At 70.0% G+C, this 25,916-nt stretch carries 30 protein-coding genes; 11 read left to right on the plus strand and 19 right to left on the minus strand.

Annotated features, from left to right (window positions below; translation table 11 throughout):
* Position 1 precedes the first annotated feature (1 nt).
* The 3 genes from RPX00_RS03420 to RPX00_RS03430 all read right to left on the minus strand — a co-directional run bounded on the left by RPX00_RS03420 (position 2) and on the right by RPX00_RS03430 (position 1,707).
* Positions 2–952 (minus strand): PLP-dependent cysteine synthase family protein, encoded by a 951-nt coding sequence (locus RPX00_RS03420; RefSeq protein WP_406637372.1) that lies wholly within the window; start codon positions 950–952, stop codon positions 2–4.
* Positions 953–956: 4 nt separating this feature from the next.
* Positions 957–1,235 carry a MoaD/ThiS family protein gene (locus RPX00_RS03425; RefSeq protein ID WP_370934711.1) on the minus strand — a complete coding sequence of 93 codons (279 nt, stop codon included), beginning with the start codon at positions 1,233–1,235 and terminating at the stop codon, positions 957–959.
* Positions 1,236–1,299: 64 nt separating this feature from the next.
* Entirely contained in the window at positions 1,300–1,707 is a 408-nt protein-coding gene (locus RPX00_RS03430; protein WP_406637375.1) for a Mov34/MPN/PAD-1 family protein, read from the minus strand.
* A gap of 81 nt (positions 1,708–1,788) precedes the next feature.
* On the opposite strand from RPX00_RS03430, the gene RPX00_RS03435 reads away from it, so the two are divergent.
* Entirely contained in the window at positions 1,789–2,160 is a 372-nt protein-coding gene (locus RPX00_RS03435) for a hypothetical protein (protein ID WP_378308048.1), read from the plus strand.
* Here the strand turns inward: RPX00_RS03435 and RPX00_RS03440 are convergent.
* From RPX00_RS03440 to clpS, 3 genes are read right to left on the minus strand one after another with little or no spacing between them, the layout of a single operon-like run.
* Positions 2,144–3,196: a P1 family peptidase gene (locus tag RPX00_RS03440; RefSeq protein WP_406637377.1), complete on the minus strand. Its 1,053-nt coding sequence runs from the start codon at positions 3,194–3,196 to the stop codon at positions 2,144–2,146. The genes RPX00_RS03435 and RPX00_RS03440 overlap by 17 nt on opposite strands.
* Positions 3,157–3,714: a DUF2017 domain-containing protein gene (locus RPX00_RS03445; protein WP_406637379.1), complete on the minus strand. Its 558-nt coding sequence runs from the start codon at positions 3,712–3,714 to the stop codon at positions 3,157–3,159. Before RPX00_RS03445 ends, RPX00_RS03440 begins: the two co-directional genes overlap by 40 nt.
* On the minus strand, positions 3,711–4,010 hold the full coding sequence (gene clpS, locus RPX00_RS03450; protein ID WP_037718267.1) for an ATP-dependent Clp protease adapter ClpS: 300 nt from the start codon (positions 4,008–4,010) through the stop codon (positions 3,711–3,713). Before clpS ends, RPX00_RS03445 begins: the two co-directional genes overlap by 4 nt.
* Before the next feature lie 74 nt (positions 4,011–4,084).
* On the opposite strand from clpS, the gene RPX00_RS03455 reads away from it, so the two are divergent.
* Together RPX00_RS03455 and RPX00_RS03460 are read left to right on the plus strand one after the other, a co-directional pair.
* Complete coding sequence (locus tag RPX00_RS03455; protein ID WP_406637381.1) at positions 4,085–5,389, plus strand: nicotinate phosphoribosyltransferase; 1,305 nt, start codon at positions 4,085–4,087, stop codon at positions 5,387–5,389.
* A gap of 10 nt (positions 5,390–5,399) precedes the next feature.
* Positions 5,400–5,975 carry an isochorismatase family protein gene (locus RPX00_RS03460; protein ID WP_406637383.1) on the plus strand — a complete coding sequence of 192 codons (576 nt, stop codon included), beginning with the start codon at positions 5,400–5,402 and terminating at the stop codon, positions 5,973–5,975.
* Between the two features lie 4 nt (positions 5,976–5,979).
* On the opposite strand, the gene RPX00_RS03465 is transcribed toward RPX00_RS03460, so the two are convergent.
* Positions 5,980–6,639, minus strand: a complete 660-nt coding sequence (locus RPX00_RS03465; protein WP_406637384.1) for a choice-of-anchor P family protein — start codon at positions 6,637–6,639, stop codon at positions 5,980–5,982.
* Between the two features lie 187 nt (positions 6,640–6,826).
* Here RPX00_RS03465 and RPX00_RS03470 point away from each other — a divergent pair, with 187 nt between their 5' ends.
* The 3 genes from RPX00_RS03470 (at position 6,827) to RPX00_RS03480 (ending at position 9,950) form a co-directional block, all read left to right on the plus strand.
* Positions 6,827–7,417 carry a biotin transporter BioY gene (locus tag RPX00_RS03470; RefSeq protein ID WP_406637386.1) on the plus strand — a complete coding sequence of 197 codons (591 nt, stop codon included), beginning with the start codon at positions 6,827–6,829 and terminating at the stop codon, positions 7,415–7,417.
* 91 nt (positions 7,418–7,508) lie between these two features.
* Positions 7,509–9,560, plus strand: a complete 2,052-nt coding sequence (locus RPX00_RS03475) for an ATP-dependent DNA helicase (RefSeq protein ID WP_406637388.1) — start codon at positions 7,509–7,511, stop codon at positions 9,558–9,560.
* Between the two features lie 57 nt (positions 9,561–9,617).
* Positions 9,618–9,950 carry a hypothetical protein gene (locus tag RPX00_RS03480; protein ID WP_037815281.1) on the plus strand — a complete coding sequence of 111 codons (333 nt, stop codon included), beginning with the start codon at positions 9,618–9,620 and terminating at the stop codon, positions 9,948–9,950.
* Between the two features lie 108 nt (positions 9,951–10,058).
* Here RPX00_RS03480 and RPX00_RS03485 read toward each other — a convergent pair whose 3' ends face one another.
* From RPX00_RS03485 to ctaD, 4 genes are all read right to left on the minus strand, one after another.
* Positions 10,059–10,463, minus strand: coding sequence for an OsmC family protein (locus RPX00_RS03485; protein WP_406637390.1), 405 nt, complete (start codon positions 10,461–10,463; stop codon positions 10,059–10,061).
* Between the two features lie 58 nt (positions 10,464–10,521).
* Positions 10,522–11,283, minus strand: coding sequence for a peptidyl-tRNA hydrolase (locus tag RPX00_RS03490; RefSeq protein WP_406637393.1), 762 nt, complete (start codon positions 11,281–11,283; stop codon positions 10,522–10,524).
* The gene (serB, locus tag RPX00_RS03495; RefSeq protein ID WP_406637394.1) at positions 11,280–12,509 is read right to left on the minus strand and encodes a phosphoserine phosphatase SerB; all 1,230 of its coding nucleotides are present in this window, start codon (positions 12,507–12,509) and stop codon (positions 11,280–11,282) included. Before serB ends, RPX00_RS03490 begins: the two co-directional genes overlap by 4 nt.
* Positions 12,510–12,987: 478 nt before the next feature.
* On the minus strand, positions 12,988–14,760 hold the full coding sequence (ctaD, locus tag RPX00_RS03500; protein ID WP_378308058.1) for a cytochrome c oxidase subunit I: 1,773 nt from the start codon (positions 14,758–14,760) through the stop codon (positions 12,988–12,990).
* 135 nt (positions 14,761–14,895) lie between these two features.
* Between ctaD and RPX00_RS03505 the strand changes: the two genes are divergently transcribed.
* Entirely contained in the window at positions 14,896–15,726 is an 831-nt protein-coding gene (locus tag RPX00_RS03505) for a phosphotransferase (protein ID WP_406637396.1), read from the plus strand.
* Here RPX00_RS03505 and RPX00_RS03510 read toward each other — a convergent pair.
* Positions 15,719–16,483 carry an alpha/beta fold hydrolase gene (locus RPX00_RS03510; RefSeq protein WP_406637398.1) on the minus strand — a complete coding sequence of 255 codons (765 nt, stop codon included), beginning with the start codon at positions 16,481–16,483 and terminating at the stop codon, positions 15,719–15,721. The genes RPX00_RS03505 and RPX00_RS03510 overlap by 8 nt on opposite strands.
* 62 nt (positions 16,484–16,545) lie before the next feature.
* Here RPX00_RS03510 and RPX00_RS03515 point away from each other — a divergent pair, with 62 nt between their 5' ends.
* Positions 16,546–17,058 carry a GNAT family N-acetyltransferase gene (locus tag RPX00_RS03515; RefSeq protein WP_406637400.1) on the plus strand — a complete coding sequence of 171 codons (513 nt, stop codon included), beginning with the start codon at positions 16,546–16,548 and terminating at the stop codon, positions 17,056–17,058.
* Positions 17,059–17,228: 170 nt separating this feature from the next.
* Here the strand turns inward: RPX00_RS03515 and RPX00_RS03520 are convergent, their stop codons facing one another.
* Together RPX00_RS03520 and RPX00_RS03525 are read right to left on the minus strand one after the other, a co-directional pair.
* Positions 17,229–17,534 carry a hypothetical protein gene (locus tag RPX00_RS03520; protein WP_406637402.1) on the minus strand — a complete coding sequence of 102 codons (306 nt, stop codon included), beginning with the start codon at positions 17,532–17,534 and terminating at the stop codon, positions 17,229–17,231.
* A 475-nt stretch (positions 17,535–18,009) separates the two neighbouring features.
* Entirely contained in the window at positions 18,010–19,134 is a 1,125-nt protein-coding gene (locus RPX00_RS03525) for an alkaline phosphatase family protein (protein ID WP_406637404.1), read from the minus strand.
* A gap of 45 nt (positions 19,135–19,179) precedes the next feature.
* On the opposite strand from RPX00_RS03525, the gene RPX00_RS03530 reads away from it, so the two are divergent.
* Positions 19,180–19,383: a zinc ribbon domain-containing protein gene (locus RPX00_RS03530; RefSeq protein WP_078870550.1), complete on the plus strand. Its 204-nt coding sequence runs from the start codon at positions 19,180–19,182 to the stop codon at positions 19,381–19,383.
* 159 nt (positions 19,384–19,542) lie between these two features.
* Here RPX00_RS03530 and RPX00_RS03535 read toward each other — a convergent pair whose 3' ends face one another.
* Positions 19,543–20,655, minus strand: a complete 1,113-nt coding sequence (locus RPX00_RS03535) for a trans-sulfuration enzyme family protein (RefSeq protein WP_406637406.1) — start codon at positions 20,653–20,655, stop codon at positions 19,543–19,545.
* Between the two features lie 59 nt (positions 20,656–20,714).
* On the opposite strand from RPX00_RS03535, the gene RPX00_RS03540 reads away from it, so the two are divergent.
* Both RPX00_RS03540 and RPX00_RS03545 read left to right on the plus strand, forming a co-directional pair.
* A complete protein-coding gene (locus RPX00_RS03540) occupies positions 20,715–21,230 on the plus strand; it encodes an Lrp/AsnC family transcriptional regulator (protein ID WP_406637408.1) in 516 nt (171 codons plus the stop codon).
* 18 nt (positions 21,231–21,248) lie between these two features.
* Positions 21,249–21,683 (plus strand): N-acetyltransferase family protein, encoded by a 435-nt coding sequence (locus tag RPX00_RS03545; protein WP_406637410.1) that lies wholly within the window; start codon positions 21,249–21,251, stop codon positions 21,681–21,683.
* Here RPX00_RS03545 and RPX00_RS03550 read toward each other — a convergent pair.
* From RPX00_RS03550 to dhaK, 4 genes are all read right to left on the minus strand, one after another.
* Positions 21,677–23,443 (minus strand): 3-hydroxyacyl-CoA dehydrogenase family protein, encoded by a 1,767-nt coding sequence (locus tag RPX00_RS03550; RefSeq protein WP_406637413.1) that lies wholly within the window; start codon positions 23,441–23,443, stop codon positions 21,677–21,679. The two genes, RPX00_RS03545 and RPX00_RS03550, sit on opposite strands and share 7 nt — an antisense overlap.
* Before the next feature lie 116 nt (positions 23,444–23,559).
* Positions 23,560–24,246 carry a dihydroxyacetone kinase phosphoryl donor subunit DhaM gene (gene dhaM, locus RPX00_RS03555; protein ID WP_406637415.1) on the minus strand — a complete coding sequence of 229 codons (687 nt, stop codon included), beginning with the start codon at positions 24,244–24,246 and terminating at the stop codon, positions 23,560–23,562.
* The gene (dhaL, locus tag RPX00_RS03560; RefSeq protein ID WP_406637416.1) at positions 24,243–24,866 is read right to left on the minus strand and encodes a dihydroxyacetone kinase subunit DhaL; all 624 of its coding nucleotides are present in this window, start codon (positions 24,864–24,866) and stop codon (positions 24,243–24,245) included. Before dhaL ends, dhaM begins: the two co-directional genes overlap by 4 nt.
* Positions 24,866–25,867 carry a dihydroxyacetone kinase subunit DhaK gene (dhaK, locus tag RPX00_RS03565; RefSeq protein WP_406637418.1) on the minus strand — a complete coding sequence of 334 codons (1,002 nt, stop codon included), beginning with the start codon at positions 25,865–25,867 and terminating at the stop codon, positions 24,866–24,868. The genes dhaL and dhaK overlap by 1 nt, the downstream gene beginning before the upstream one ends.
* Between the last annotated feature and the right edge of the window lie 49 nt (positions 25,868–25,916).

A 25,916-nucleotide genomic window follows, 5' to 3' on the forward strand; every position in this document is an offset into this window, starting at 1 on the left:
GTCAGGCCCAGAGCTGACCGTCAAGCCGTTCTGCCGCTTCGTCCAGCGACCCGGAGTACGCGCCGGTCGACAGATACTTCCACCCGGCGTCCGCGACGACGAACGCCACGTCCGCCTTCTCGCCCCGAGCGGCGGCCTTCTCCGCGACGCCCAGCGCCGCGTGCAGCACGGCACCGGTGGAGATCCCGGCGAAAATGCCTTCGTGCTCCAGCAGCTCCCGCGTGCGCCGAAGGGCGTCGTAGGCCCCCACCGAGTAGCGCCCGTTGAGCACGCTCTCGTCGTACAGCTCCGGCACGAACCCCTCGTCGAGGTTCCGCAGGCCGTACACCAGCTCGCCGTACCGCGGTTCGGCCGCGATGACCTGGACGTCCGGCTTGACCTCGTGGAGGTACCGGCCCACGCCCACCAGCGTCCCGGTCGTGCCCAGCCCGCCGACGAAATGCGTCAGCGTCGGCAGGTCCTTCAGCAGCTCCGGACCGGTCCCGCGGTAGTGCGCGTCCGCGTTGGCCGGGTTGCCGTACTGGTAGAGCATCACCCAGTCCGGGTTCTGCTTCGCCAGCTCCTTGGCCCGCCGCACGGCCTCGTTCGACCCGCCCGCGGCCGGCGAGAACACGATCCGCGCGCCGTACGCCTGCAGCAGCTGCTTGCGTTCGGCCGAGGTGTTCTCCGGCATCACGCACACCATGCCGTAGCCCTTGAGCTTCGCGGCCATGGCCAGCGAAATCCCGGTGTTGCCCGAGGTCGGCTCGAGGATCGTGGACCCGCGCCGCAGGATGCCGTCCCGTTCGGCGGCCTCGATCATGGCCAGCGCGGGCCGGTCCTTGATCGAGCCGGTCGGGTTGCGGTCCTCGAGCTTCGCCCACAGCCGCACCTCGTCGGTCGGGGACAGCCGCGGCAGCCCGACCAGCGGCGTGCCGCCGAGCGCGTCGAGGAGGGACTCGTAGCGAGTCACCGGATCAGCGCGCGCCGCCCGCGACGGCGGGCAGGATGGTGAGGGTGTCGCCGTCCTTGACCTCGGCGTCGAGCCCGCCGGAGAAGCGCACGTCCTCGTCGTTGACGTAGACGTTGATGAAGCGGTGCAGCTTCTCCTCCTTGACCAGGCGCGCCTTCAGCCCGGCGTGCCGCGACTCGACGTCGTCGATGATCTCGAGGACGGTCTTGCCCGCCGCCTCGACGGACTTCTCGCCGCCGGTGTGGGTGCGCAGGATGGTCGGGATGGACACGGTGACGGCCATGGTTCTTACCTCCGGGTGGGTTCCTACACGCTGACGTATCGGACGCCGCGCTTTATTCCGGCAGTCAGTCGATGATCTCGACCGGCTCCTCGGTGATCTCGGCGTCCACGATCCGGTACGAGCGGAACTCGTGCGAATCGGGCTCACGGGTCGAGACGAGCACGTAGTGCGCGTCGGGTTCGGCGGCGATGTTCGCGTCGGTGCGCGACGGGTAGGCCTCGGTCGCGGTGTGCGAGTGGTAGATGACCACCGGGACCTCGTCGTTCGCGTCCATCTCGCGGTAGAGCTTGAGCTGCTCGCCCGAGTCGAACTGGTAGAACGTCGGCGAGCGCGCCGCGTTCAGCATCGGGATGAACCGCTCGGGACGGTCCGAGCCGGCAGGACCGGCCACCACCCCGCACGCTTCGTCGGGGTGGTCACGGCGGGCGTGGGCGACGATCTCGTCGACGAGTTCACGGCGGATCCGGAGCACACGGACATCTTAGTTCGTGGACCGAACGAGTCCACACTGTGAGAGCTACCGCTCATCCGCAGGTCAGGGCACAATAACGGGATGCCGGTGTCCTCGAAGATCCGCGAACGCTGCCGTCCGCTGCTGGCCGAGGGCGACGTCGTCCAGTACGTGTTCCCCGCCACATCGCTGATGGTGACGATGATGGCCGCGCACCGGAACTTCCTCGTCGTGGTCACCGACCGGCACGTCACGGTGCTCGCCTGCAGCACTTTCCGCCGGTGGAAGCCGGTTTCGGTGTGGCAGCAGCTGCCGAGGTCGACCGAACTGGGCCCGGTGGACACGCATCCGTCGCTCGGGCCGACCGTTTCGTTCGGCGACCTGGTGCTGGAGATCGACGAGGAGTACGTGGCCGTCGTGCGCGCCGCCGACCTCGAACGGAGTGAGGACGCCCTCCCTAAGGACCCGTTCTGACGCTCAGCGCCTCCGGCCACACGTCCCGGTAAGCCGGAACACCAGCCGCGGAAGTCGCCGACAGCAGGCCGTGCACCATCGCCCGCGCGAACACCCGCGCCGCCGCCGCGCACAACGCGTCCAACGCGCCCGCTCGCGCCGCCACCGCGAACGACCCGGGCTCCCCCGGCAGCTCCCGCGCGCCCGTCGCCAGCGCGAACACCGTGTCCCCGTCGAACATCGAGTGCGCCGGACGCACCGCGCGCGCCAGCCCGTCCTGCGCGGCGACCGCCAACCGGCGCGCCTCGGCTTTCGTTAGCGTCGCGTCGCAAGCCACCACGCCGATCGTGGTGTTCAGGTCCGTCCGCTGCCCCGGCACCTCGCCCGGCCGATCCGGCCAGCGGACGCCGAACTCGCCGTCCACCTCGTGATCGCCGGCGAACGCCCGCCCGGTCGCGAAATCCACCGCCTCGCCCGCCGCGTTCACCGCGGCGATCACGCCGACCGTCACCTCGCCGACGACCTCGCTCGCCGTCCCGATGCCCCCCTTGAGCGAGCCGACCACCGCGCCGGAACCAGCGCCGACGGTACCCATCGCGACCGGCTCCCCGGCCGCTTCGCATGCGGCGTAACCGAAATCGGCGCTCGGCCGGTTGCCCCACTCGCTGCGCGGCAGGTCGAACAGCACCGCCCCGGGCACGATCGGCACCACCTCATGCGGCTTCGCGCCAACCGGAAACCCCAGATTGCGTTCGGACAGCCACCGCATCACGCCGTCCGCCGCCGCGAGCCCGTACGCGCTCCCGCCGGAGAGACAGACCGCATTCACCCGCTGTACCAGGTTTTCCGGCTCCAGCAGGTTGGTTTCGCGCGTGCCGGGCGCGCCGCCGCGCTGATCGACCGCGCCGGTCGCGCCGTCCGGCACGAGCACGACAGTGGTTCCGGTGGCCCAGCCTTCGCCAAGCCGCTGGTGATGGCCTACGAGCACGCCAGGGACGTCGGTGATTTTCCCGCCGGTCAGCCGGTCAGCGCCTGGATCAGCGTCTCCTGCACCCATGTGAGCCAATGGTAGACGCCGAGATGGGGTGCCCGGGGGTCGTCTTCCGGCAGCTCGTCGGGCATGTCCTCGGTGACGTCGAGCGCGGTGCCCAGCGCCAGCCGGACGTCGTTCAGCGCGCCGAGCCAGGCGTCGGCCTGCTCGAAGGACAGCTTCACCGAACCGCCGTCGCGCGGGAGCGTGTCGAGCACGATCTTCGCGACGCCGACCTTCTTCTCCAGCAGCTCCGGCTCGTGCAGCGAGCGCATCGCCGCCGCCGAATCGAGGTCCTCGCGGCTCGGGTTGTCCGGGTCGAGCCGGTGGAAGTCCGGCAGCAGCCGCGACAGCACCGGGTCGTCCGGCGATTCGGCGGGGCCGGTGCGGATCCCGGTCAGCTCGGCCAGTTCGTCCTGCGGGGCCTCCTCCGCCCTGGCGGTGAGCATGTCCTCCAGCTGGCCGACCAGCCCGCGCAGCACGGCGGCTTCCTGCTGTTCGAACCCGGCGAGGATGGTGTCTCCCTTGCGCCGCCAGGCCTTCACGAGGGCTGTTCCATGGTCGCCCACAGGCCGGCCGCGTGCAGCTTCGCCACGTCGGTCTCCACCTTCTCCTTCGAACCGGACGACACGATCGCCCTGCCCTTGTTGTGCACGTCGAGCATCAGCTTCGTGGCGTGGTCCCGGCTGTAGCCGAACAGCTTCTGGAAGACGTACGTCACGTACGACATCAGGTTGACCGGATCGTTCCAGACGATCGTCCGCCAGGGCTGGTCGGATTCGGCCAGCTCGGCCCCGAGTGGATCGACCTGCGTCTGTTCGGATGCGACAGGCGTGGACATGCACACCATGGTGTCACGGGGCCATCCCGGTACGCCGCGCCAGGTCCGTCCATGTGAGTGAATAGGCTGCTCCCATGGGTTCCCCCGAGCCGGTCACCAGCGCCAGCACGGCGCTGCTCACCGACCACTACGAGCTGACCATGCTGGCGAGCGCGCTCGCGGACGGGACGGCCGACCGGCCGTGCGTGTTCGAGGTCTTCGCGCGAAGGCTTCCCGACGGCCGCCGCTACGGCGTCGTCGCGGGCACCGCGCGGGTGCTCGACGCGATCGCCGACTTCCGGTTCACCGACGCCGAGCTGACCATGCTGGAGCAGACCGCGGTCGTCGACCCGGAAACGCTGGCGTGGCTCGCCGACTACGAGTTCCGCGGCGACATCGACGGCTACCGCGAAGGCGACCTGTACTTCCCCGGTTCGCCGATCCTCACCGTGACCGGCAGTTTCGCCGAGGCGGTGGTGCTGGAGACGCTGGTGCTGTCGATCCTCAACCACGACAGCGCGATCGCGTCGGCGGCCGCGCGGATGTCCGGCGCGGCGCACGGCAGGCCGATCATCGAGATGGGCGGACGGCGCACGCACGAGTACGCCGCGGTCGCCGCCGCGCGCGCCTCCTACCTGGCCGGATTCGCCACGACGTCGAACCTCGAAGCGGGCCGCCGCTACGGAATCCCCACTCGCGGCACCGTCGCGCACGCGTTCATGCTGCTGCACGACAGCGAGGAAGCCGCGTTCCGCGCTCAGGTCAGCAAGATGGGCGCGGACACCACACTGCTGGTGGACACCTACGACATCACCGCGGGAATCGAGGCGGCCGTGCGCGTCGCCGGCCCGGAGCTGGGCGCGATCCGGATCGACTCCGGCGACGTCGGCCCGCTCGCCCGCAAGGCCCGCGACCAGCTCGATTCGCTCGGCGCACGGGACACCCGGATCGTGGTGTCCGGCGACCTCGACGAGCACGCGATCGCGGCGCTGCGCGCGGAACCGGTGGACGCGTACGGCGTCGGCACCTCGGTGGTCACCGGATCCGGCGCGCCGACCGCCGGAATGGTGTACAAGCTGGTCGAGGTCGACGGCCGCCCGGTCGCGAAACGCAGTGCGCACAAGGAATCCCGGGGCGGGCGCAAGCACGCGCTGCGCCGGCACCGCAGCACCGGCACGGCGGTCGAGGAAGTGGTCTGGACCGCGGCCAGCGGCCGTCCGGAGCCCGGCGAGAACGATCTGGACCTGCAGATCCCCCTGGTGCGAGACGGCGCGCCGGTGGATGATCTGCCCACGCTGGACGACGCGCGTGCCCGCCTGCGGCGCGCGCAGGTGAGCCTGCCGTGGGAGGGCCTCAAGCTCTCGCACGGCGAGCCCGCGATACCGACGACTTTTCTGTAGGGAGCCGACCATGGGAACCGCGCTGATCGTGGTGGATGTGCAGAACGACTTCTGCGAGGGAGGCTCGCTCGGCCTGCCGGGCGGGGCGGCCGCCGCGGCCGCCATCTCGCAGCGGATGGCCGAGGGCGGCTACACGCACATCGTGGCCACCCGCGACCACCACATCGACCCGGGCGACCACTTCAGCGACACGCCCGACTTCAACACCAGCTGGCCGCCGCACTGCGTCGCGGGCACGTCGGGCGCGTCGTTCCATTCGGAGCTGGACGTGGTGCCGGTCGAGGCGGTGTTCTCGAAGGGCGAGTACACCGCCGCGTACTCCGGCTTCGAGGGCAAGTCCGGCGACGGCAAGACGCTCGAGGACTGGCTTAAGGCGCATGAGGTCACCGACGTCGACGTCGTCGGCATCGCGACGGACTTCTGCGTGCGCGCCACCGCCCTCGACGCCGCTCAGGCCGGGTTCAACGTCCACGTGCTGCTGGACCTGACCGTCGGCGGTTCGCAGCCGACGGTGGACGCGACGCTGAAGGACTTCGACGAGGCAGGCGTGCGCTACACCGGCACGCCCGCCCTGCCGCCCGCCTGACCCGTCACTGCTGGGGCGCGCCGCCCTTGCCGAACGGATTGCACGCCGCGGTGCCGAGGTAGATGTCCCCGCTCGCCGGACCGCCTTGCGGGAACAGCTTCACGTGCACCGCGTGCGTGACCAGGCTGCCGTCGGCGGGCTGCGGCGTCACGGTTTCGTTGAGCGTGATCGTGGCCAGCGCCGTGCCCGCCGCGCCGCCGGGGATCGTGACGCGGTAGTTCGCCGGGATCGACGACGGCACCTTGAAGCCGGACACCTCGCCGATCGACATCGAACCGGTGCTGCCCGAATCCGTCGTGGTGGCGCAGCCGACCGAGTACGTGCGCACCTTCAGCTCCGGCCCGCCGTACCGCGTGAGCAGGTCGGACTCGAACCGCTGCCCGCCGGCCTGCACCTTCGCGACCGGGCCCTTCCGCTCGCAGGTGGTGCCGCCGAATCCGAACACCGCGACCTCGCCCGCCGCGCCGCCGGTGGAGCGCTGCGACGCGGGCCCGTCGGCGTCGCAGCGCGCCAGCTCGCCGGTGACGACGTGCTCGTGGTCCACCAGCACGTCGAGGCTTCCGGCGGAACCCCAGCCGGTGGACGTGACCGGCGGATCGGCGTGCGCCACCGCCGGAGCCGCCGCCAGCAGAACCCCGGTGACCAGCAGGATCCGTCCGCGCATTCGACCTGTCTCCCTTCGCCCGTGCTTCGACATCGGCAGCGCGGAGGGGGTCCCAAACGTCGCTCGTGACAGCTCACCCGTACGTGTGGCGCAAGACAGGGGTGGTGAGGAACGCAACTTGTCTCGTTCCGTCGCCTCACTCGACGATAACCTGCCCTGACGTCCGTTTTCCGTGGTTGGAGGTCCCGTGTCGTCACTGTCCCTCGCCGGCCGCCGTCAGGTGCTGGCTGACCTTGTGCCCGGCACCCTGGTGCGCGACCTGGCGCTGGTCGCCGGCGGAGCCGTGCTCACCGGCGCGGCCGCGCAGCTGATCATCCCGCTTCCGGGCACGCCGGTGCCGATGACCGGCCAGACCTTTGCCGCGCTGCTCGTCGGCGCGACGCTCGGCATGCGCCGCGGCGCTGCCTCGATGCTGCTGTACTTGCTCGTCGGCGCGGCCGGCGTGCCGTGGTTCCAGGGCGGGACCTCCGGGCTGTCCGGTGCCTCGGCCGGTTACATCGTGGGGTTCGTGTTCGCCGGTGCGCTCGTGGGCGCGCTGGCCGGTCGCGGCGGTGACCGCACTCCGCTGCGCATGGCGGGGACCATGGTGCTCGGCAATGTCGTGATCTACGCGTTCGGCGTGCCGTGGCTGATGGCCGCCACCGGATTCGATCTCGCCACCGCTTTCGACAAGGGCGTCACGCCGTTTCTCGTGGGTGACGTGCTGAAGACCGTCGTCGCGGCCGGCGTGCTGCCGCTCGCGTGGGCCGCGGTTTCGCGGTTCCGCAAGGAAGACTGACCCGTAATCCCGGGAGCTTCGATCCGGCGCGAGGGGTCCGTTCGCGCCGGATCGAAGATCCTGTCGGGGGTGGCGGCTATCGTGTCTCGCTGTGCCCGCCCGAACCGATTTCCCCGGCGTCCTCGAACTCCTCACCCACGCGGTGGAGTCTGTCGGCGGCGCTGAACGCCCCGGCCAGGTGAAGATGGCCGATGCCGTCGGCCATGCCATCCGCACCGGCGAACACCTCGCCGTGCAAGCGGGAACGGGCACCGGCAAATCGCTGGCGTACCTGGTGCCCGCGATCCGGCACGCGGTGGAGAAAGACACCACCGTCGTGGTTTCCACCGCCACCATCGCGTTGCAGCGCCAGCTGGTCGACCGTGATCTCCCGCGTCTGGCGAAGGCGCTCAAGAAGCCCCTCGGGCGCGAACCGACCTTCGCGATCCTCAAGGGCCGCCGCAACTATCTGTGCCTGCACCGGCTCGACACCGGCCCGGCCGACGAGCCCGAGGACGCGCAGCTGTTCGACCCGTTCGCGGTGTCCCGGCTCGGCAAGGAAGTCACGCGGCTGCACGAGTGGACGTCGGACACCGAAACCGGCGACCGCGACGAGCTGGTGCCCGGCGTGTCCGACCAGGCGTGGCGGCAGGTTTCAGTCACCGCAAGGGAATGTCTCGGCGCCGCGAAGTGCCCGGTCGGCACCGATTGCTTCGCCGAACGCGCGCGAGCCGAAGCGGGCCGCGCCGACGTCGTGGTCACCAACCACGCGTTGCTGGCCATCGACGCGTTGCAGGGCTATCAGGTGCTGCCCGACCACGACCTGGTGATCATCGACGAGGCGCACGACCTGGTCGACCGGGTCACCTCGGTCGCCACCGGCGAACTCACCAGCGCGATGGTGTCGGCCGCCGCGCGGCGCTGCGGAAAGCTGATGGACGCGGGCATCGCGGACCGGCTGCTGGAATCGTCCGACGGGCTCGCGCTGATCCTCGACGACATCCCGGCCGGAAGGCTCGACGCGCTGCCCCGGCCGTTGCAGGGCGCGATCCCGGCGGTGCGCGACGCGGCGAAGGAATGCCTCACCGCGCTGGGCTCGGATCGCAAGGAAGACGTCGGCGAGGCCACCGCGCGCAAGCTCGCGCGGTCGCTGCTCGAAGAAGTGCACGACACCGCGGTGCGGCTGCTCGACGCGTACGACGAGGATTTGGCGCACCAGCGCGACGTCGTCTGGCTGACCGGCGACAAGTACTCGGCGAACCCGCGTCCGCCGGCGTTGAAGGTCGCGCCGCTCGGCGTCGCCGGGCTGTTGCGGGAGCGCGTGTTCAACCAGCACACCACCGTGCTGACCTCGGCGACGCTCACCCTCGGCGGCGAATTCGACACGATGGCACGGCAATGGGGCCTCCCGCCGAGCGGCGCGCGCGTCACGAAGTCGCCGGGCACGGCCACCGACAAGGAAGCCCCGTCGGACGAGGACAACGGCCCGAAGTGGACCGGGCTGGACGTCGGATCGCCGTTCGACCACCGCCGCAACGGCATCCTCTACCTCGCCAAGCACCTGCCGCCGCCGGGGCGGGACGGGCTCGCCGAGTCCACAATGGACGAACTGGCCGGGCTGGTGGAGGCGGCGGGCGGCCGTACGCTCGGCCTGTTCTCCTCGATGCGCGCGGCGAAACAGGCCGCGGAAGCGATGCGGGAGCGGCTCGACCACCCGATCCTCTGCCAGGGCGACGACGCGACACCGTTGCTGGTGCGGCAGTTCGCCGAGGACCCGCGCACCTGCCTGTTCGGCACGCTCACGCTGTGGCAGGGCGTGGACGTGCCGGGCCCCTCGCTGCAACTCGTGGTGGTGGACCGGATTCCGTTCCCCCGTCCGGACGATCCGGTGTCGTCCGCTCGGCAGCGCGCGGTGGAAGCACGGGGCGGCAACGGATTCCTCACCGTCGCAGCGACCCACGCGGCGCTTTTGCTGGCACAGGGCACCGGACGGCTGCACCGCTCGGTCACCGACCGCGGCGTGGTGGCAGTGCTGGATTCCCGCCTGGCCACCGCACGTTACGGCGGTTTCCTGCGCGCGTCGCTGCCGCCGTTTTGGCCCACCACAGACCCGCAAGTCGCCCGTGACGCGTTGAAGCGACTCGACGCGGCCGCGCCCGCCTGACCGACGGCACGGGCCAGGCGGGTACGGTGAGTGGAACGAACACGACAGGGAGCACCGTTGACCCAGGATTCGTCCAGCGCACAATCCCGGACCGTCAGTGTTGACGACACCGGGGTACGGCGCCGGCTCGCCGATGGCAGCGAAGAAGCTGTGACGTGGTCGGACCTGCAATCCGTCATGGTGAGAGTGATCCCGGACGGGCCCTGGAACGAGGACGTCTTCTTCATGCTCGTCGGCAACGACGGCAAAGGCACCGCCGTCCCGAGCGGCGACCCGGCCGCGGACGCTCTCATCGAACGCCTGCAGACCTTGCCCGGCTTCGACAACGAGAAATTCATCGAGGCGATGACCACGGACGCCGACCAGGCGTACGTGGTGTGGCAGAGCTGAGCGCCGCTCCCAGGGTGCTGCCGACGGGGCTTGCCGAGGGGTTACCGGTGGCAGGTCAGCGATCTTCGCCGTGACTCAGCCACCGCGAAGATCGCCCGCCGCCCCGGCTCAAGCGGCCGGGAAGGTCTCCGTCACCGGAATGCCCTTCGTCAACGTCCGGCGCACGGTGCACAACCGCTCGATCGCGCGGTCCACCGCTCCGGCCAGCGCCTCGCGCTGCTTCTCGTCCAGCCCGGACACGTCGACGTCGAAATCCACGTGCACCGCGTCCAGCTCCGACGCTCCCTCGCGCCGGTCGGCCGACACCTCGACGCGGAACTTCGAGTCCTCGCCGACGCGCCGGGTGATCAGCTCCTCCGCGGTGACCGCCGAGCAGCCCGCGGTCGCGATCTGCAGCAGCTCAGCCGGGGAGAACGCGCCCTCCGCGCCGGCTCGCCCCAGCCGCACCTCAGCGCCGCGTTCGTTGCGGCCGACGAAGCTGTGCTTGCCTTCGCGCTGTACTTCCAGAGTCATCCGGGCACCTTTCCTCGCCTGACATTGGCACCAACCGCGCGGCCCTCGCCGATGTTCCTCAGGGGTGCTGTGCCAGCACGGTGATCGTGCCGGGGTCGACCTCGGTGAAGCCCGCGTCGCGCACGGCGATCACGCGGTTGTCGCGCCAGCCCGCCTCCGGGTCGTCGACCGGGCACAGCTCCTTCCACCGGCCCGGACTGGGCGTGCGCACCGCGACCCGGTAGTCCTTCGCCGCCCACGCCGCCAGTTCGGCGTCCGGCAGCAGCGACGCGAGGATCATCGTGGCGTGTCCGACCTGCGCGGACGCCTTGCCGACGGTCATCGGGACGTCCGGGTTCAGCATCAGCAGCGGAACGTCGGCCGGGGCCGGGCCGGGAGTGTCGGCGGGCAGTTCGCTGCCGGAGATCTGCAGCCGCGAGACCTCTTTCGGGGCCTCCTTGACCAGCCCGGGCACGAGCGCCCGCGCCTGCGCGCCGTCGACCTCGATGGTGATCCCCGGCTGGTCGAGCACCGCCTGCCAATGCGCGCCACGAGCCCGCCGCGCGACCTTGCGGATGCGGTTGTCGAGCCACGCGTGCACCGGCTCAGCCCATTCGCCGCCGGGCTCGGCGCGTTCGTCCAGGCACACCGCCAGCGCCGCCGCGGCCGCCGCTTCGAGCAGCGCGGTCCGGCCGGGCGGTTCGGCCCGTTCGATCCGCAGGATGATCGGCATCGCGCGGACCTCGTCCGGGTTCTCGTCGGAGGTGTCCGACGTGTCCTCGGCAGGGAGGCCGAGCCAGGAGGCGTACCGGCTGCGCAGCGGTTCGAGCAACGGGTTCACGGGCGGACCAGCTCGAGCCCGTCGGCCGCGTCCGCCGCTTCGACCTCGGCGCGCGTAACGCCGAGGACGAACAGCACCGCGTCGAGGTACGGGTGCGAGAGCGCGGTGTCGGCGACCTCCCGCAGCGCGGGCTTCGCGTTGAACGCGACGCCCATACCGGCCGCGGCCAGCATGTCGATGTCGTTGGCCCCATCGCCGACCGCGACACACGCGCCCAGCGGAATCCCGTACTCACCAGCGAACCGGCGCAAGGCGGTCGCCTTGCCCGCCCGGTCCACGATGTCGCCGACGACGCGTCCAGTGAGCTTCCCGTCCACGACTTCCAGCTCGTTCGCCGCCGCGAAGTCGAGGCCGAGGTCTTCCACGAGATGGTCGATGACCTGGGTAAACCCGCCGGACACGACGCCGCAGCGGAAACCCATGCGCTTCAGCGTGCGGACGGTCGTGCGCGCCCCCGGGGTCAGCTCCAGCTTCGCCGCGACGTCGTCCATCACGCTGGCGGGCAGCCCGGCCAGCAGCGAGACCCGCCGCTCCAGCGACTCCGCGAAGTTCAGCTCGCCCCGCATCGCGGCCTCGGTGATCTCGCGGACCTGCTCCTCGACCCCGGCATACGCGCCGAGCATCTCGATGACCTCGCCCTGCACGAGCGTGGAATCGACGTCGAAAACCACCAGCCGCTTCGCCCGCCGCGTGATGCCCGCGCGCTCGACGGCGACGTCAACGTTGGCCTCGGACGCCGCGTCGGCCAGCATGGACCGGAGTTCGGCGTCGGCCTCTTCGGTGTCTTCGCGCACCGAGACGTACAGCTCCAGCCCGGTCACCGGATAGTCGGCGACGCTGCGAATCGAGTCGATGTTCGCCCCGACGGCCGCCAGCCGCCGCGCGATCTCGGAAAACGCCCGCGCGGTCACCGGCCGCCCCAGCAGCACGAGCACGTGCGACGAATCGCGCCGCCCGAGCGCGAACGGATCCGCCCCGATCGCGTCGCCGATCCGGACCTCGACCTCCATGCCGACGGTCGCCATCGCCTGTTCGACGGACTCCTGGAGCCCCTCCGGATCGCGGTAGACGCCGGCGAGCACGCCGAGCACGAGCTGCCCGCGGATGACCACCTGCTCGATGTCGAGCACGTCCACGTCGTGCCGCGTCAGCACGGCGAACAACACGGACGAGACCCCGGGCTTGTCGGGACCGGTCGTGGTGATGAGGACGGGAGTCTGGCTCACTGGTTCGGTATCCCTCGTTCGTCTCGGCACCGACGCTTAGGCCACGGCGAGTCGGCACGCCCAGTCTGGCCTCCCGCGGCGGCGGGCAGAACGTCCCCGTGCCGTGCTTCACACCGCCGGTGCCACGAACGGGCGATGCGGGGGCGGTATGGGCGGGGTAGTGGGCAGCGCGCTGCGGCGGCTGGGCAGCGCCCTGGGATGAAGGCGGGCCGGCTCGGGCCCGGGTGCGGGCGGCAGGACGGCACGCGGCGGACGGCGGGCGAGCAGCAACGTGAGCGGCCTGCGGTGAGGCAGCTGGTCAGGTCTCGTGAGCGGCGATGCCGGTTCTAACCGGGATTGCCACTCACGACCACCCACCCGCACACCCCACCCCCACCGCCCTAACACCCCGCCGAAGCACTCCCCCGGTACGAAAACGGCGCGTGCCCGGCCGGGAAACCCCGACCGGGCACGCGCCGTGCAGCTTTTCGAGCGCCGGTTACTGCTCGCTCGCGTTGTCCTTGCTGTGGTCGCCCGGCATGGTGGCGTCCACGAGCTTCTGCGACGGAGCCGCGACGTGCTTCTGCTTGCCGAAGAAGCCGATCTCGCCTTCCGCGTGGAGGCGCTCCACCATGTGCGGGTAGTGCAGCTCGAACGCGGGCCGCTCGGAACGGATCCGGGGCAGCTCGGTGAAGTTGTGCCGCGGCGGCGGGCAGGACGTGGCCCACTCGAGCGAGTTGCCGTAGCCCCACGGGTCGTCGACCGTGACGATCTCGCCGTACCGGTAGCTCTTGAACACGTTCCAGATGAACGGCAGCGTGGACGCCCCGAGGATGTACGCGCCGATCGTGGAGATCGTGTTCAGCGTGGTGAACCCGTCGCTGGCCAGGTAGTCCGCGTACCGCCGCGGCATGCCCTCGGCACCGAGCCAGTGCTGCACCAGGAACGTGGTGTGGAAGCCGATGAACGTGGTCCAGAAGTGCCACTTCCCGAGCTTCTCGTCCATCATCCGGCCGGTGATCTTCGGGAACCAGAAGTAGATGCCGGCGAAGGTCGCGAACACGATCGTGCCGTAGAGGACGTAGTGGAAGTGCGCCACCACGAAGTAGCTGTCCGACACGTGGAAGTCGATGGCGGGCGCGGCCAGCATGATGCCGGTCAGACCGCCGAAGAGGAACGTGACGATGAAGCCCATCGAGAAGATCATCGGCGTCTCGAAGGACAGCTGGCCCTTCCACATCGTGCCGATCCAGTTGAAGAACTTCACGCCGGTCGGGACCGCGATGAGGAACGTCATGAAGGAGAAGAACGGCAGCAGGACCGCGCCGGTCGCGTACATGTGGTGCGCCCACACCGCCACCGACAGCGCCGCGATCGACAGCGTCGCGAAGACCAGGCCCTTGTAGCCGAACACCGGCTTGCGGCTGAAGACCGGGAAGATCTCCGACACGATCCCGAAGAACGGCAGCGCGACGATGTAGACCTCGGGATGGCCGAAGAACCAGAACAGGTGCTGCCACAGGATCACCCCGCCGTTGGCCGGGTCGAACACGTGGGCACCGAGGTGCCGGTCCGCCATCAGGCCGAACAGGGCCGCGGTGAGGATCGGGAACGCGAGCAGGATCAGGATGCTCGTGATCAGGATGTTCCAGGTGAAGATCGGCATCCGGTACATCGTCATGCCGGGCGCGCGCAGGCAGACCACCGTGGTGATCATGTTGACCGCACCGAGGATGGTGCCCAGACCGGACACCGCCAGGCCGGCGATCCACAGGTCGGCTCCGACGCCGGGCGAGTGGATGGCGTCCGAGAGCGGCGTGTACGCGAACCAGCCGAAGTCGGCGGCGCCGCCGGGCGTCAGGAAGCCGGACAGCACGATCAGGCTGCCGAACAGGAACAGCCAGTAGGAGAACGCGTTCAGCCGCGGGAACGCCACGTCCGGCGAACCGATCTGCAGCGGCAGGATGAAGTTCGCGAACCCGAACAGGCTCGGCGTCGCGTACAGCAGCAGCATCACCGTGCCGTGCATGGTGAACAGCTGGTTGTACTGCTCCTGGGACAGGAACTGCTGCCCTGGCTGGGCCAGCTCCGTCCGGATGAGCATGGCCATCGCGCCGCCGATCATGAAGAAGGCGAACGACGAGACCAGATACATGATCCCGATCTGCTTGTGGTCCGTCGTGCGGAACAACCGCAGCAGGTACGAACCCTTTGCCGTCTCGCGCGCGGGATACGGGCGCGTTGCGATCGGCTTGGGGGCTACGGCCGTCACTCCTGCCTCCAACACTGCAACCTTGTGGTGGTCAACTTCGGGGCGCTCGGGCTCAGGCGAGCCTGATCCGGGCGGTTAAGGGGATCGTAGCCCTCGGTACCGACAGTCGCTCGCACCGGCTGGTTAGATCACCGCATGACCGACCCGTACCGCGCCGCGGCGGTCTCGGCCGCGCTCTCGGTCGGCCGCCGGTTCGGCCTTCCGGCCGCCGCCGCCGAGGTCCTCCATGAACGCTCGAACGTGCTGGTGAGAATGGGTCCGGTCGTGGCGCGGGTCCCGGCGACCACGCGGCTGCTGCGGCCGGACGCCACGGCGTGGCTCGAACGGGATGTCGCCCTTTCGGCCTACCTCACCGAACGTGGTGTGCGCGTCGTCTCACCGACGTCAGATCCCCCGGCCGGACCGCATTTCGCCGAGGGTTTGCCGGTCACGCTCTGGCAGTGGACCCCGCACGATCCGGACCATCGGCACACGCCGGACGAGACCGCCGCGTCGCTGGCCCGGGTCCACGCCGCGCTGCGCGATTACCCGGGCGACCTGCCGTCCCGCGGACCGGTCGGCGAACTCCTGGACACCGTCGCCCGCGACGGCGAGGTGCTGGACGGCTTCGCCGACCGGATCCGCGCGGAAACCGAACGGCTCGCGGCGCTGCTGCCGTCGGGCCCCGGCCAGGCCCTGCACGGCGACGCACACCCCGGCAACCTCATCCAGACCGCCGACGGCCCGTGCTGGCTCGACTTCGAGGACACCTGGCGCGGACCGCTCGAATGGGACCTGGCGATCCTCGCGCGACAAGGCGGGCCGGAGTTCCTCGCCGCGTACCCGCACGAAGCGGACGAAGCTGTCCTCGCGACGTGTACGCAGCTTCGCTCGCTCTTCGTGGTGGTGTGGCGGTTCCTGATCGCACAGCGTTTCCCACACCGGCTAGACGAGGCGCGCGCCGCAGCGGTCGAGTACTTCAGCTGAGCCAGCTGAGGATCGCTTCGACCACGCCTGCCGGGTCCTCCAGTGGCGTCAGGTGCCCGACTTCGGGAAGGACGGCGAGGGTCGCGTCGGGTAGCGCTTCGACCATGGTGTTGGCGGCGTCGAGCGGCGTGAGCGCGTCGCGCTCCCCCACGATGACCAGCGCCGGGACCTCAGTTTCGCGCAGCAGGTCGACAGAATCGGGCCGGTTGCGCATCGCCCGCGCCGCCCAGGCGACCCCGGACGGCGGCTGCTCGTCAATCAATTCGCGCACGCGCGCGCGAACGTCCGCGGAGGCGGTGTCGGCCAGCAGCTTCGGCAGGTTTCCGTCGGCCAGCCACCCTTTGACGCCTTCGGCTTCGGCGCGATTCGCGACGTCGAGCCGGGTCTGCGCGGCTTCGGGGGTGTCCGCGGTGGCTTTGGTGTCGATGAGGATGAGCCCGCCGACGCGTTCGGGCGCCTGCCGCAGGACAGCCATCGCGAGGTAGCCGCCCATCGAACAGCCGCCGAGAACCACCTGATCGAGTTCGAGCTTGTCGAGAAGAGCGATGACGTCTCGGGCGGCGTCGGCCAGGTCCGGTTCGGTTTCGGTCTCCGGGGTCTCTGGGGTCTCCGGGGTCTCCGGCAGCGGGCTCCGGCCGAGGCCGCGCTGGTCAGGCGTGATGACCCGGAAACGTTCCGCGAGCGGCGCGCGGACCGGGTCCCACATGCGGGCGTCGAGCGGGAAGGCGTGCAGGAGCACCAACGGCAGTTCGGTCATGGCGGAGATTGTCGCGGTTTTTTGGCGCGATTTTTGTCGGACCCCGTCGTTATGGTCGGGGCGTGACAGAGATCGTGACGGAAAGGCTGGTGCTACGGCACTTCGTAGAGGCTGATCGGCAGGCGGTGGTGGAGATCCAGAGCGACCCGGAGACGAACCGGTTCAACCCGCGTCCGCCGGACACCGCGACCACGCTGGTGATGTTCGACAGCTGGCTCGACCACTGGGCGGAGTTCGGCTACGGGTACCTGGCGGTCCGCGAGCGAGGCAGGCCGGAGTCCGCCGACGGATCGGACGTGATCGGCATGACCGGCGTCCGGAACCGGGAGTTCCGGGGCGAGAAGGTGCTGAACCTGGCCTACCGGTTCCGCCCGTCGGCGTGGGGAAAGGGCTACGCGTTCGAGGCGGCGCGGGCGGCGGTGGAGTGGGCGGAACGGGAGATCCCGGCGATTCCGGTGCTCATCAGTGTCGCGGTGACGAACACGCCGTCGCTGCGGGTGGTGGAGAAGCTGGGGTTCACCGGGTACGTGGAGGAGGAGTACGACGGGGCGGTTTCGCGGCATTACCGGCGGTGAGGGCGTTTCTCTGCGGTGACGGCGTTTCAGGCGGAGAGGTGCGAGCGGCGACGACAGCGGTGGCAACAGTGGCGGCGGAGGAGGGCAGCGAACGAGGTAGCCGCGACGGGCGACAGCGATGGAGGTAGCGGCGGTGCGGAAGGAAGCCCTTTCCCAGTAACGGTTTCTCGTCACCAGCGCCGATTGGGCCGTCGACGGGCGCGTGCCTCCCAGCACGGGCGATGCCAATGCCGTCGGTCCGCGATGCCGCCGGTTTCGTCAGCGGGCCAGACGACCAGGTGCGGGACACCGGGCCGGATCTCGTGGTCGCAGCCGGGGCAGCGGTAGGTCTTGGCGGCCTGTGCGCCGGGCACGGTGCGCACGAGCCAGTCCCCGTCGGGCCCGGATTCGCTGCGAGCCCATCCGCTGACCGCACCGGCATCCGGTCGCTCGCCGGAACCGGGACGGCCTCGGCCGGGTCGATTGCGTCTGGGCACGCGATCACGGTAACTGGGCCTGGGCGGGGCGGCTCAGCCACACCTGGAACCCTGCGGCGCACCTGGAATTCCGCGGCGCACCCGGAACCCGACGGCTCAGCTTGACTGACGGGGAACCGCGTTTCGCGGCTGCCCACAACAACCCGCGTTCGGGCCAGCTCACGCGCCCGTGACGTTCGGCGCGGCGACCGCGCCCAATGTGGGCGTCGGATGCGCCCAACGCCACATTGGGTGCAGCAAGCGACGCAGGCCTGGCTGGATTCGGAGGAGCTGCTGTTCGCCAGCGTCAGTAGCGCGACGTCGCGCATTGCCGCCAGGTCGAGGTCAGTAGCGCGATGTTCAGCGTTGCCGCCAGGTCAAGCGGGGTCGCCACCAGGTTCGGGCACGGCAAGCCGGGTATCGCGAGGTGACCGCCGCCTATACCGGCCCGTGACCGACCTACGCCGCGGAGGTGTCGGGGTCGATGCCCTCAGAGTCAGCCCCGCGCGATCGCCAGCGGAACCAGCTGCTCCGCCGCCGTCAGTGAGCCGTGTTGGCCTATCAGGGTGGTTTCCACTGCCTCGGCCAGTTCGCGCACCATCCCGAACGTTCCCGTCGCCGCTGCGACGACGTCGCCGATTCGTGGGCGTACTCGGTCGCTCACCGCGGCACCGAACCAACCCGCTGCGATTGCCTCCTCTCGGGGCAGTACCCAGGCCCGTGGGCCCAGCACTTCGCGCCACGCGGCTACCACGTCGGCTGTCGCGCCGGGTTCTGTGTAGACGTGCCGCGCTCGGACCTCGCCGCCGAAGGCGCGGACGCCTGCTAGTAGTTCGGGGGTGTCCTCTAGGTTCAGTTTTTCCTCGACGGTGACCATTCCGTGGTCTGCCACCACCGCCAGGACGGCACCGGAGGGTAGGCCGTCCACAATGGACTCAACTAGGCGGTCGACGTGGCGGAGTTGCATGCGCCAAGCCGTCGAGCCGGGGCCGTAGAGGTGGCCTAGCAGGTCTAATTCACTGTGGTAGGCATAGCAAAACGCGCGCGAAGACAGGGTGTCCAGGGTTCGCGCGGCTAGGTCGCCTAGCGCGTGTACACCGGCGTATCGGGCACCGCTTTGTGTCGCCTGAGTCAAGGCAGTGTTGGCGAAACGCGCCGAAGACACTACGACCGCTTCGATCCCTGCGGCGGCGGCGCGTTCGAAGGTTGTCGGGAGGGGTTGGACGTCGCGTGGGGGCAGGGCACCACGTAGGTCTCCGCCGTCTTCGTGGGAGCACCAGCGCAGGGCGTTCATCACGCCCGCGCCTGGCACCTCGAAGGTATAGCCGACCATGCCGTGCTCGCCTGACGCCAGACCGGTGCCGATCGCTGCGACGCCGGCCGCGGTGGTCGACGGGAAGCCGACTCGCAGGGGGCGGCTGGCCAGTTCGGTGAGGACGGGAGCGTCGGCCGCGTGCTGGGCGAGCAGTTCCCAGCCGAGGCCGTCGATGAGGAGCACGCACGCGCTGCGGGCTTCGGGCAATGCCAGGCCGCCGTCCTCGCCGGGCACGCCCAGCGCGCCGAGCAGGGCGGGAACGACCTGGCCTAAGTGCGGAACATCCGCGTACTGGGGCACATCCACCCGGACAGCTTCCCACCAACGCGGCCCGCCAGCGATAATCAAGCCATGCCCACCTACGCCTACCGCTGCCGCGACTGCACCGAGACGTTCGAGCTTCAGCGCCCGATGGCCGAGTCCAGCGCGCCCGCTCCCTGCCCCGAGGGGCACACGGACACGGTCAAGCTGCTCACCACCGTCGCGCTCACGGGCTCGGCGTCCGCTCCCGCCCCGGCTGGCGGCGGGTGTTGCGGAGGCGGTTGCTGCAGCTGACATGCCTGCGCGGAGGCGGGGCACAGCGGATGCCCGACGCCAACTGGCAGAGGCGGACGCAACCCAGCGTTTCCGCCTCAGCAACACCCTGATCGGGCAAGAAGCCAGCGCGGGCCGCTGCCTCCGCACCAGCCAACCTGCCGGTGCGGAGGCAGCGAATCAGCAGGCCTTCAGCGCCTGGTCCAGGTCAAGCCACAGGTCCTCGACGTCCTCCAAGCCAGCCGAGAGCCGCAGCAGGCCGTGGGTGATTCCCGAGCCGGTGCGGTCGTCTTCGGCGACGATGCGGTGGGTCAGGGACGCTGGGTGCTGGATCAGCGTGTCCACGCTGCCCAGGCTCACCGCGGGCGTGATCAGCCGGACGGCGCCGATGACCGCGTGCGGGTCGCCGGTTACCTCGAAGGCCACCAGCGGGCCGCCCAGTTTCGGGTAGTGCACGGCGCTGACCGACGGGTGCGAAGCTAGCCGCGAGGCCAAGACGGCCGCTGTTTCCGAGGCGGCTTTGACTCGCAGGGGAAGCGTCGAAAGGCCGCGCAGCAGCAGGTATCCGGCAAGGGGATGCAGCACGCCGCCGGTCGCGAAGCGCAGGGAGCGGAGGCGCGCGGCTTCTTCCGCGTCACAAGCCACGACGCCGCCCATGACGTCGCCGTGGCCGCCCAGGAACTTCGTCGCGCTGTGCAGCACCATCCGTGCGCCGAGGCGGCCGGGGCGTTGCAGGACGGGGGTCGCGAAGGTGTTGTCGACCAGCACTGGGACGTCGCCGCACGCGGCGGTCAACGCGGCGATGTCCAGCTCGCTCAGGGTCGGGTTCGCGGGGGTCTCTACGAAAACCAGGCCGGTGTGGGGGCGCAGGGCGTCGGCGACATCCTCCGGCGCGGTCCAGGTGACTTCGGTGCCCAGCAGGCCGGTGGTCAGCAAATGATCGGTGCAACCGTAGAGCGGGCGGACGCCGACGATGTGCCGTTTTCCTTGCGACACCGCGGAAAGCAGACAGGCGGAAACCGCCGCCATGCCGCTGGCGAAGGCGACCGCGTGGTCGAAGCCTTCCAGCTCCGCCAGCGCCTGTTCGAACCGTTCGACGGTCGGGTTGCCGATCCGGCCGTAGATGCCGGTGACGTTGCCGCCCGCGGCGAACTCGTCGATCCGGCGGGCCTCTTCCGCGCTGTCCCGCGCGGGGTAGGTCGTGGAGAAGTCGAGCGGGGCGGCGTGCAGGCCGAGGTCGGCGAGATCGTCGCGGCCGGCGTGGACGGCTCGGGTGCGCAGGGCGGAAGTCATGGCAGCCACGGTCGGACAAAGGACGGGTTGAACACAACCAGATCGGTTAAAATTCGTGGATGACGCAGGAAGTCGAACTGAGTCCGGTTGATCTTGAGATTCTGCGGGTGTTGCAGAACGACGCCCGGACGTCGAACAAGGAGCTGGCGGCGGCGGTTGGGCTCGCGCCGTCGACCTGTTTGGACCGGGTGGCCCGGCTGCGCGAGACCGGGGTGATCACCGGGCAGCACGCCAAGGTCGACGCGGCGAAGGTGGGCCGTCCGCTCGAGGCGTTCCTGTTCGTGCAGGTCCGGCCGCATCGGCGGCCGCTGGTCGAGCAGTTCGTGGAGCATCTGCTGGCGCTGCCGGAAATCCGCGCGGTGTACCACCTGACCGGGCCGGACGACTTCCTCGCGCACGTCGCGACCACGTCCGCCGCCGAACTGCAGCGGCTCGTGCTCGACGAACTCACCTCCCGCGACGAGGTCGCCCGCGTGCACACCAACCTCGTGTTCCAACAGTGGCAAGGCGGTCCGCTGCTGCCGCCGGACGGCGAACCCGCCCAGGGCGCGCGCATCCGGCGGCGCGGGCGGTGATCGGCGCAAGATGGACCGGTGGAGATCAGCTACCTGACCGAATCCGACCGCGCGGACTGGGAAACCCTCGCCCGCGGCAAAGACGCGTACTTCGCCGTCGAGCGCGCCGACGACAGCTACGACCGGACCTGGCGCCGCCTGCTTGACGACGACCGGATCCGCGGGATCGCCGCCCGGCTGGACGGCACGATGGTCGGCATCGCGCATTACCTGTTCCATGCCAGCATTTGGTACTCCGGGAAGTGCTACCTCGCTGACCTGTTCGTCGCGGAGAATGTCCGGCGAAAGGGTGTCGCGACGGCGTTGATCGAATGGGTGGCCCGCGACGCTGACGAACAAGGCTTTCCGTCGCTTTACTGGAACACCCTCGAAGACGCCTCAGCCCGCGCGCTCTACGACCGAGTAGGCAAATACCACGACGGCTTCATTCTCTACACGTACAAGCGTCAGTAGTCTTTGAAGCCCTTCCCCGTCTTGCGCCCCAACCGTCCAGCCGTCACCAGGTGTTCCAGCAGCGGTGCTGGCGCGAAGCCTTCCTCGCGGAATTCGTTGAACAGCGTCCGCTCGATCGCGAGCGACACGTCCAGACCGACCACGTCCAGCAATTCGAACGGTCCCATCGGGAGGCCGCAGCCGACCTTCATCGCGGTGTCGATGTCGTCCGCCGACGCGTAATGCGCCTCCAGCATTTTCACCGCGTCGTTGAGATAGGGGAACAGCAACGCGTTCACGATGAATCCGGCCCGATCGCCGCAATGCACCGGGTGTTTGCCGACGGCCGCGCACACCGCCGTCGCGGTCGCAGTGACATCCGGGGCGGTCGCGATCGTCGACACGACTTCCACCAGTTTCATCACCGGTGCCGGGTTGAAGAAGTGCAGGCCGATCACATCACCGGGACGCGAAGTCGCCGCCGCGCATTCGATGACCGGCAGCGAGGAAGTCGTGGTCGCGAGCACCGCGCCCGGCCGGACGACCTCGTCCAGCGCCGAAAACACCGCCTGCTTAACGGAAAGCTCCTCCGCCACCGCCTCGACCACCAGGTCGACCTCGGCCAATTCCTCGAACTCGGTCACCGGCCGGATCCGGCCGAGCGCGGCCGCGGCGTCCTCTTCGGACAGTTTGCCCTTCACCACAGCCTTGTCGAGCGACTTCTTCACCTTCGCCACCGACGCTTCGGCCTTCTCCATACTGCGCGCCCGCAACACGACGTCGAACCCGCGTTTGGCGAACACTTCCGCGATTCCGGTGGCCATCGTTCCGGTGCCGATCACCCCGACGGACTGCACCGCGCGGGCGAGCGAAGAATCCACAGTGGACGACGCGACGGAATCCACCACCACGGGCGAATCCGGTGCGTCATAGGCGTAAAAACCGTGCCCGCTCTTGCGTCCCAGCTGCCCGGCGGTGATCATCTGCTTCAGCAGCGGCGCGGGCGCGTGCAGCCGGTTCCGGGATTGGTGGTACATCGTGTCGAGGATTTCGTACGCGGTGTCCAGCCCGATCAAGTCGAGCAGCGCGAGCGGGCCCATCGGGTAGCCACAGCCGAATCGCATTGCCGCGTCGAGATCTTCCCGGGTGGCGTAGCGCTGCTCGTACATCCGCACCGCGTGGTTGAGGTAACCGAAGAGCAGCGCGTTCGCGATGAATCCGGCCCGGTCGCCGATCACCACCGGCGATTTCCCCAGTCGCTGCGCGAATTCCACGACGTCGGACACCACGTCCGGCTCGGTCACCACCGTCCGCACGACCTCGACCAGCTTCAGCACCGGCGCCGGGTTGAAGAAATGCATCCCGACGACCTTGCCCGGCCGCGCGGTGTGCACGCCGATCTCGGTGATGGACAGCGACGACGTGTTGGACGCGAACACCACGTCCGGCCGCGTCACCTGGTCCAGCTGGGTGAACACCTCGGCCTTCGCCGCGAGGTTCTCCGGGATCGCCTCGATCACCAGGTCCACTTCGGACAGATCCGCGAGCGAGGTGGTGCAGCGGACCCGGCCCAGCAGCGCCTCCCGGCCCGCCTCGTCCAGTTTCCCGCCCGCGAGCGCCCGTTCGGTCGAATGCCGCAGGTGGCCGAGGCCGCGTTCGACCCCGGCCTCGTCCAGTTCCACCGCGACCACGTCGAGCCCGCTGCGGGCGAGCACCTCGGCGATGCCCGCGCCCATCGTGCCAAGACCGACCACACCGACCGTCGAGATTTCCCGTGCCACAGGGCCTCCAGAGGTTACCCGCTGGTAATTGCCGCTCACTGTGCCATGCGAGACCCCTGAAAGCACATCGGAATCGAGTCAGTCCCGGCGAAGTCACCCGGTCGGAAAGACCCGGGTCACTCCCCGAAGTTCGCCTCCACCAGCTCGGCCACCTTCGCGACCGCCTCCGCCGCCTGCAGCCCGCGAGCCCGCACCACGATCCGGTCGCCCTGGCGCGCGCCGAGCGACATCAGCGCCAGCACGCTGTGCGCGTCCGCCTCCTGCTCGCCCAGCCGGATCGACACCTCGGCCTCGAATTCCGCCAGGCTGCGCACCACGACCGCGGCCGGGCGCGCGTGCAGGCCGACGTCGTTGGTCAGCGTGAATTCCTTCTCCACCACGCCTTCCTCGCCTGCCGCGGACGGCTCCACCGCGGCCAGGTCGGGCGCGACCCCGGCGCTCGCCGCCGCCTCGCCCACCGCCTTGGCGTTCGCGCCGCCTTGCGCCGCGACGGCCGCCGCCACCGCGCCTTCCACCAGCGGTGCGTCGACCACGACCGCGGCCGACGGATCGGCCAGCGATTCCACCGCCAGCTCAGCGGTCATCTGCGCGCTGCCGAGGTCGTAGAGCAGCACCACGCCGTCGCCGGAGTCGGCGCGCTGGGTGGCGGCCACGACCTCGTCGTAGTCGGTGCCGATGCCGCCGTCGTCGGGCAGCCCGCCGGCCGGGACGATCCGGACGTCCGGGGCCATCTGCGCGGCCAGTTCAGCCAGTCCTTCGGCCAGTTTCGCGCTGTGCGACACAAGAACGATTCCGACGGTCACCGGGCCGCCTCCGCGAACGCGCGCAGCAGCAGCGCTGTCGAACGGGCACCCGGATCCATGTGTCCGACCGCGCGTTCTCCCAGGTAGGACGCGCGGCCCTTGCGCGGCACCAGGTCCACAGTGGACTCCGCGCCGCGGTCAGCTCCGTCGGCGGCCGCGGTGAGCACGTCCGCGATCGTGCCGTCCGCAGCGCCCTCGGCCGCGGAAATGGCCGGGAGCAGCGCGTCGACCATCGTCGCGTCGCCGCCCACCGCCTTGCCGCGGGCCTGCACGCCCTCCAGGGCCGCGCGCAACGCGTCCAGCAGCAGCGGCACGTCGACCTCCGCCGCGGTGCCGAGCTTCGCCGACGCGCGCAGGAAAGCCGTGCCGTAAAGCGGGCCAGCCGCGCCGCCGACCTTGGAAATCAGTGTGGTGGCAGCGAGTTTCGCGACTCCGGCCGGCGTTTCCGGCACCGCGGTCTCCAACGCGGAGACGATCGCGGCGAAGCCCCGGCTCATGTTCTCGCCGTGGTCGGCGTCGCCGATCGCCCGGTCGAGTTCCACCAGTTCGGTGCGGTGTTCGGCGATCACCTCGGCGGCGGCGCGCAACGCGGCCGCGACCCCTTCGGCAGTGCAGCCCATCAGATCCCCCACCGCAGCGCGGGCGTGCGCACCGGCGCGTCCCACAGCTGCGTAAGCTCGTCGTCCAATTTCAGCAGCGTCAGGCTGATGCCCTGCATTTCCAGGCTCGTGATGTACGGGCCGACCAGCCTGCGCTCGACCAGGATCCCGCGCTCGGCCAGCAGCCGCTCGGCGATGCCGTGCGCGAGGTACAGCTCCAGCTGCGGCGTGCCGCCCATCGAGTTGGTGAACAGCAGCACCTTGTCGCCGGATTCGAACGGCAGGTCGGACACCACCGCCTCGACCATCCGGGCGACCAGCGCGTCGGCGGATTCCGCCGGGATCCGCTCGCGGCCGGGTTCGCCGTGGATGCCGATGCCGAACTCGATCTCGTCGTCGCCGAGGTCGAAACTCGGCTCGCCGACGTGCGGCACGGTCGGCGCGGACAGCGCCACCCCGATCGATCGGACCTGCCCGATCACCTTGCGCGCCAACGCTTCCACCGCGTCCAGCGAATCGCCTCGCTCGGCCGCCGCACCGGTGATCTTCTCCAGCAGCACGGTGCCGCCGACGCCGCGCCGTCCGGCGGTGAACGTGGAGTCCTTGACCGCCACGTCGTCGTCGATGACGACGCTGCGCACGTCCAGGTCCTCAGCCGCGGCCAGTTCGGCGGCGGTTTCGAAGTTCAGCACGTCGCCGGTGTAGTTCTTCACGATCAGCAGCGCCCCGGCCGGTCCGGTGGTCGCGGCGAGGGCCGCCTGCACCGCGTCCGGGGTGGGCGAGGTGAACACCGGTCCCGGCACCGCGGCGTCGAGCATGCCGGGGCCGACGAACCCGCCGTGCAGCGGTTCGTGCCCGGACCCGCCGCCGGAAACCACCGCGACCTTGCCCGCCACCGGTGCGTCCGCGCGCACGACCAGCGCTGGATCGTCGCGTACGCGCAGCAGGTCGGCGTGCGCGACCGCAAGCCCTCTCAGCGACTCGGCGACGACGGCAGCCGGATCGTTGATGATCTTCTTCATGGCGGGCCTCCGGCACCTCGGCGTCGTGGACTGCCCCAACCTATGAGGT

The sequence above is a fragment of the Amycolatopsis sp. WGS_07 genome (genome assembly GCF_045278895.1).
Taxonomy (GTDB): domain Bacteria; phylum Actinomycetota; class Actinomycetes; order Mycobacteriales; family Pseudonocardiaceae; genus Amycolatopsis.

Coding starts and splice junctions, on each gene's coding strand:
- RPX00_RS03425 (WP_370934711.1), bottom strand. CDS start 1,235: ATGGCCGTCACCGTGTCCATCCCGACCATCCTGCGCACCCACACCGGC.
- RPX00_RS03435 (WP_378308048.1), top strand. CDS start 1,789: ATGCCGGTGTCCTCGAAGATCCGCGAACGCTGCCGTCCGCTGCTGGCC.
- RPX00_RS03440 (WP_406637377.1), bottom strand. CDS start 3,196: ATGGGTGCAGGAGACGCTGATCCAGGCGCTGACCGGCTGACCGGCGGG.
- clpS (WP_037718267.1), bottom strand. CDS start 4,010: ATGTCCACGCCTGTCGCATCCGAACAGACGCAGGTCGATCCACTCGGG.
- RPX00_RS03455 (WP_406637381.1), top strand. CDS start 4,085: ATGGGTTCCCCCGAGCCGGTCACCAGCGCCAGCACGGCGCTGCTCACC.
- RPX00_RS03460 (WP_406637383.1), top strand. CDS start 5,400: ATGGGAACCGCGCTGATCGTGGTGGATGTGCAGAACGACTTCTGCGAG.
- RPX00_RS03465 (WP_406637384.1), bottom strand. CDS start 6,639: ATGCGCGGACGGATCCTGCTGGTCACCGGGGTTCTGCTGGCGGCGGCT.
- RPX00_RS03485 (WP_406637390.1), bottom strand. CDS start 10,463: ATGACTCTGGAAGTACAGCGCGAAGGCAAGCACAGCTTCGTCGGCCGC.
- RPX00_RS03505 (WP_406637396.1), top strand. CDS start 14,896: ATGACCGACCCGTACCGCGCCGCGGCGGTCTCGGCCGCGCTCTCGGTC.
- RPX00_RS03510 (WP_406637398.1), bottom strand. CDS start 16,483: ATGACCGAACTGCCGTTGGTGCTCCTGCACGCCTTCCCGCTCGACGCC.
- RPX00_RS03530 (WP_078870550.1), top strand. CDS start 19,180: ATGCCCACCTACGCCTACCGCTGCCGCGACTGCACCGAGACGTTCGAG.
- RPX00_RS03535 (WP_406637406.1), bottom strand. CDS start 20,655: ATGACTTCCGCCCTGCGCACCCGAGCCGTCCACGCCGGCCGCGACGAT.
- RPX00_RS03540 (WP_406637408.1), top strand. CDS start 20,715: ATGACGCAGGAAGTCGAACTGAGTCCGGTTGATCTTGAGATTCTGCGG.
- dhaL (WP_406637416.1), bottom strand. CDS start 24,866: ATGGGCTGCACTGCCGAAGGGGTCGCGGCCGCGTTGCGCGCCGCCGCC.
- dhaK (WP_406637418.1), bottom strand. CDS start 25,867: ATGAAGAAGATCATCAACGATCCGGCTGCCGTCGTCGCCGAGTCGCTG.